Annotated in this window: 5 protein-coding genes; 3 read left to right on the top strand and 2 right to left on the bottom strand. The window is 47.3% G+C overall.

Annotated elements, in window-relative coordinates:
- Both Q0502_RS15760 and Q0502_RS15755 read right to left on the bottom strand, forming a co-directional pair.
- Window positions 1-216, bottom strand: a 216-nt coding sequence (locus Q0502_RS15760) for an ATP-binding cassette domain-containing protein (protein WP_298652794.1), incomplete at its 3' end; no start/stop codon positions are given.
- Between the two features lie 109 nt (window positions 217-325).
- Window positions 326-2,383 (bottom strand): helix-hairpin-helix domain-containing protein, encoded by a 2,058-nt coding sequence (locus Q0502_RS15755; protein WP_298652791.1) that lies wholly within the window; start codon window positions 2,381-2,383, stop codon window positions 326-328.
- Window positions 2,384-2,954: 571 nt separating this feature from the next.
- Between Q0502_RS15755 and Q0502_RS15750 the strand changes: the two genes are divergently transcribed.
- Genes Q0502_RS15750 through Q0502_RS15740 form a run of 3 tightly spaced genes read left to right on the top strand, consistent with a single transcriptional unit; the run spans window position 2,955 to window position 5,407 of the window.
- Entirely contained in the window at window positions 2,955-3,626 is a 672-nt protein-coding gene (locus Q0502_RS15750; RefSeq protein WP_298652788.1) for a TorF family putative porin, read from the top strand.
- Window positions 3,627-3,661: 35 nt separating this feature from the next.
- Window positions 3,662-4,030, top strand: coding sequence for a P-II family nitrogen regulator (locus Q0502_RS15745; RefSeq protein ID WP_298652785.1), 369 nt, complete (start codon window positions 3,662-3,664; stop codon window positions 4,028-4,030).
- Window positions 4,031-4,075: 45 nt separating this feature from the next.
- Window positions 4,076-5,407 carry an ammonium transporter gene (locus Q0502_RS15740; RefSeq protein ID WP_298652781.1) on the top strand — a complete coding sequence of 444 codons (1,332 nt, stop codon included), beginning with the start codon at window positions 4,076-4,078 and terminating at the stop codon, window positions 5,405-5,407.
- Window positions 5,408-5,576: the final 169 nt, after the last annotated feature.

Below are 5,576 nucleotides of genomic sequence, written 5' to 3'. Positions count from 1 at the left end.
ATAAGCCAGCCGGATATCATTGCGGAATACCACTCTCCCACTGTCGTACGGCTCTTTGCCCGCCAGTATATTCAACAGTGTAGTTTTACCTGACCCGTTCGCGGCGATCAACCCTATTTTATCGCCCTCGGCGATGCCGAAGGAGAGGTCGCTGAAGAGCACCAGGTCGCCGAAACTTTTGGTCAGCCGGTCGATTTGAAGAAGTGGATTGGGCATACCTTAATATGATTTTGCGCTCAAAAGTACAAAAATTATCGGTAACAGCGGTATGGCTCTCCGCCGTACCGTTTCAAAATCCTCATCTGAAGTGGGGAACAGAGTGCATTCAGAATACCCACCTAAGATAGGTGAAAAAATCGGTACGGCTGTTCCCGTCGATCTGCTCGGTTCCGCTGCCGATGGTATCCCTGTTGAGGTAACGTGTATGTCCGGCTTTGACGGAGAAGGAAAGATTGGGCGTGATCGCGTATTTAGCCGAAAGGGCGAGCCTGTAACCTTTCCCGTAAAAAGAGGGCATATAAAAGGTGTTCAGCAGATTCCGCTCGTAGGAATAGAGGCGCGCATCATAGGTGTCGGCATTGAACCATGCCAGATAAGCGTCCCCGGTCAGTGCTTCCTTACCACGGTAGCCGATATTTTGAGAAATCATAAATCCGTTCTCAGCGGAAAAATGCTTCTCCTTGTAATGCACCACGTCGGCGGTGGTGCGGAAATTCCACCCGCTCCGAAGATCCCTGGAGTACCTGAAACGGAATTTATGGGTGGCATAGGGGAGTACTGACCGGCTGTTCTCCTCCGGCCAGGCAATATTCTTTTCTTTTTGTTTGTACTTGTATCGTGCTTCTAAGGATGATTGGCGCGACAGGGTATAGGTACCCAGAAAGTAAAGGTCTGTCGCGTTCGACGGGGTATCTATGCCATATTTCAGCCAGGGAAACCGGACAAAATCGGCATAGGCGGTCACTGAGAATTTCGGAAAGGGGCTGAATCCTGCGCCGATGTATAATCCATGTTCGTTTTGCACACTGCTTCCTTCGGAGAATGCCTGGGCGTACAGGGCATTGTAAGAGACGGGGTAGTATCTGTGTAACAGGGAAAACGACAGGTTGCCGGAGAGGCGGTATTGTAGGGTGTTCAATGTGGCGACTGCACCGTTTTTGGCGATGGCCGTTTCTCCGGCGAAGATCAGTCCGGGAAGCTGATACGAGTAATCTATGCTCGCGTTGAAGTTGGAGGAATCCCTCAGGTAGTAAAGGTTATAATCCCGGAGCGTCGGATTATACATCCTGTTGTATTGATGGAATAGGGCGCTGATGCCCAGTTGCAGGCGGTCTTTGCGGAAGTTGATGTTGCCCCCCGCCACCTGTTCCCGCGTATTCTTTCTCTTTTCATCACTGAGTTCCAGCGGAGTACGATGCAGGCCGTCCTCCTTGAATGAAGTGATGTGACCTTCGTCCGACAGGTTGGCATCGATCCGTTTATTGGAATAAAAGGCGGTGACGGAAAAATTCCCGATCTCCGCCACTGTGGCGGCTCCCCTGAAGAAACCGTTTTCAGCGGTAGAGAAATGGCGTTTGGGCTGTAATGTCCGGCGGGCAATATTCTCTGTGCTCCACGATTTGCTGATCATGAAATCGTTGTTCAGCACTAAACCCTGACCGAAAGAGAGGCGGTAATCCCCCAAAGCGACTGTTTTCAGTCTTCCCATATCGTTGATGATCAAGTGAAGGCCATAATGATCATATCCTTTTAGAGAGTCCGGCTTGAAGAACGGCTCTCCCGCATCTTTTTCCGCCGTAATACCCATTTGTATCCTGTCCCGGTAGCGGAAGGAGTAGCGGAGCGAGGTGTAAAAATCTTCTCCCCTGTATTTCCGGTTGGGATAACGCTCGAGGATGCTGTCCGAAAACTCTCCGTAGCCGGCGCGGGGCGTCAGCGTTTTGTCAAAACGGAACTGGACTTCGTGACGGCCGTTCTTCAGAATATCGGTTGCCTGTAGCCGGGCCTCCCTTTTTTCCGTTTCGCCCACATAGAAAAAGGGAAGGATCATCTCCACGGTCTTAATGTCTATAAGGGGAACGTTCCTCAATTCGAACAGCGTATAAACGGGGCGGTTCGTCTCCAAAAAACGGGAAATGGCATCGGCCTCCTCCATAGAGAGCAGCGGGAAGTTTTCCAATTGTTCGCGGGTGACCGTGTTCAGGTTCATGGGGTTATTCTCTAATTGCAGCAACTCTTCATACATGTTATCAATAGTGGTTTCGTCCATCTCCTCCTCTGCCAACTGTTCCACGAATTTCCGCCAGTCTGCATACTGCGCCTGCACTGTGCCTGTGAAACCGAAGGACAAGAAAAGGAGAAGGGTACAGAGATAGTTTTTCATTTGTCCTGATTTTTGATTGTAACATCTTCATCTGATATTAATTTTAACACCTTCGATAATTTTACTCCTCAATTCAGTGGGACGCTATAGTGCGTTTCACATACCACTCCCGGTCTTTCGCTTCGTGCAATCTGCTCCCGCTCGGCAAACCTAAAGAAGTTTGATTATGTCTTCTTCCTTCGCACCTCACCAAAATACAAACCAGTTTATCTTCTGGTTTCGGTTTGTTGTCAGTTGTTTTGCTCTTACTTACTCGCAGATATCACTTCATCGGTTTCTACAAAAATAACTATTTATTTTTTATTCTCTAAATATTTGATTATTAATTAACAAGGTGTTATTTTTATAGATAATAGCCGGCGGTAGATACCCAATGTATAGATTTTTTTCTGATTTTTAATCAAAATGTTTGAAATTTATTTGATTTATAATCTTTTTGATTATCTTTGTATCGTAAATTTGTCAAAAAGATTTTATTTTTCCTTGTTTGATTTCAAAAAGATTGTTTGTTTTAGGTTTAGGTTTCAAATAGATTAAAGATTGAGGGTTATTCATTTAAAAATGAAAAAGTATGAAAAAATTTGGATTATTCATTGTTCTGGTCGCTGTATCGCATGCGACAAGTGGGATCAAAGCGCAGGAAGTGACTGTCTCGGCGGGAGCTGATATTGTGAGTTCGTACATATGGCGGGGTTTGTATGCAGGGCCGGCTTCCGTACAACCGGGTATTTCGCTTTCAGCAGGCAATTTTTCCGTTGGGGTGTGGGGGTCGACAAGTTTCGAAAGTAGCTGGAGAGAATTTGACCTGTATGCAGGTTATTCCATCGGCAATTTTTCGGTTTTGGTGACGGACTATTTCTTTCCCCATGATCTTCATGCCGACGGCAGTAGCGATTATTTTGATTATTCGGAACATCTGTTCGAAGCCACCTTGGGTTACTCGTTGGGAGAATCATTGCCCCTCTCGTTGGCCTGGAATACCAACTTTGCAGGGGATGACGATTATTCCAGCTATTTTGAAGCGAGCTATACCCTCCCGGTGAGAGGGGTGAATGTCGATCTGATACTGGGGGCGACTCCCTGGGAAGGCGCTTATTCGAACGGATTCGCATTGATCAACGCTTCTGTAAAAGCAAGCAAGGATATAACCATCACCGATTCGTTCTCACTGCCGGTTTTTACACAGGCCATCGTAAACCCTGATACAAAAGATGTTTTTCTGGTATTCGGGATGAGTTTTTGATAATTTTTATTCTTTACTCCAAATAAATTAATCGTATGAAGAAAATCGAAGCAATTATCCGCAAATCAAAGTTCGACGAAGTTCGGGCTGCATTGCACGAAGCTGACATCGACTTCCTCTCATGGTGGGGGGTGAAAGGTCAGGGAACGGCAAAGCAAGGTCTTATTTTCAGGGGGATCGCTTATGATGTCAATGCCATCGAGCGTATTTATCTCTCTTTCGTAGTCAGGGAAGTGAATGTGCAAAAATCGATCGACGCTATTTTACAATCCGCTTATACGGGTGAAAGCGGTGACGGCCGGATTTTTGTGTCCACTATTGAACAATCCATTCGTATCCGTACGGGCGATCGGGGCGATGAGTCATTATACGACAAAGATCAAAAGGATACCCCCAATTCTTAGAACCTTCGGAAGAGACAGAATGATTAAACAAAAACTTTTTTAAATATGAAGCATAAGATATCAAAATACATAATGGCGCTTTGCGCATTATTTGCCGTGCCTGCCATTGCTTTTGCACAGGACGGCGCAGAACCTGCCCTGAACAGCGGTGATGCCGCGTGGATCATAGTGGCCACTATCCTTGTAATGATGATGACTATTCCGGGATTAGCCTTGTTTTACGGAGGCCTGGTACGCCGGAAGAACGTACTGAGTGTATTGATGCAATGCCTTATCCTGACCGCTGTGATCATTATCGAGTGGGTAGTGATCGGTTACAGTCTTGCCTTTACTTCGGTAGAAGGAGGATTGAACGCTTTGGTAGGTGGTTTTGACAAAATTTTTCTGCAGGGTATCGGGATAAATGACCTGCTCGACGGATATACTATTCCCGAGCTTTTGTTCGTGTCGTTTCAGGGAATGTTTGCCGTTATCACTCCTGCTTTGATCATCGGCGCATTTGCCGAACGCATTAAATTCAGTGGCTTCCTGCTGTTCTCCGTGTTGTGGGCGCTCGTGGTTTACAATCCCCTTGCCCACTGGGTATGGGGAGGGGGCTGGATAGGCGAAATGGGTGCCATCGATTTTGCAGGTGGCACCGTGGTACATATCAATGCCGGGATATCGGCGTTGGTGATGGCCGTCCTTCTCGGCAAAAGAAAAGGTTGGAATGTGAAGGGGGCTACTCCGATTACTCCGCACAATGTGCCGTTTGTGGTGATCGGTACGGCATTGCTGTGGTTGGGATGGTTGGGCTTTAACGGCGGAAGCGGCCTGGCGGCAGACGGGTTATCCGCGAGCGCTTTACTGGTTACGAATATAGCCGCAGCAGCTGCGGCGCTGACATGGGCCGCGCTCGACTGGGTTATCAACAAAAAACCGACTGTGGTCGGCTTTTGTACGGGCGTTGTGGCGGGTTTGGTGGCCATTACCCCTGCCGCCGGCTCTTCCGGCGTATTGGGTGCTTTTGTCATCGGCCTGGTGGCGGGTTTGGTTTGCTTTTTTATGGTAGCGTATGTAAAGCCTAAGTTGGGATACGATGATTCATTGGATGCCTTCGGGGTACATGGTGTCGGGGGTGTCGTCGGTTCTATTCTTATCGGTATTTTTGCTACACAGGCGATCACCGGAGAAGGAGGTGCACAGGGAGCGCTTTACGGTGATTGGAATCAGTTATGGATACAGGTCCTGGCGACTGTCGCTACCATTGCTTTCAGTGCGGTTATGACATGGATATTGTTCAAGGTTGTGGACAGCATGGTCGGCATCAGGGCAAGCTGGGAAAGTGAGTCTGTTGGGCTCGATATCTCCGAACACGGCGAAATAGCGTATGAATAGATCGCCTGTCACTTGATCTTTCTTAATTTCGGAACAAGCTGCCTCGAGAGGGGTGGCTTGTTTTTCAACAGATTGTTTTTGTTTTTTTTAATGCGCAACTCAATTATAATAAAAGACATCATCATCCAGGATGAAAAATACTTTTCCTCTCTTTTTTGCGGTATTGTTA

It is taken from the genome of uncultured Proteiniphilum sp. (assembly GCF_937873925.1).
Lineage (GTDB): Bacteria > Bacteroidota > Bacteroidia > Bacteroidales > Dysgonomonadaceae > Proteiniphilum.
This window is presented reverse-complemented; position numbering and strand designations above follow the sequence as displayed.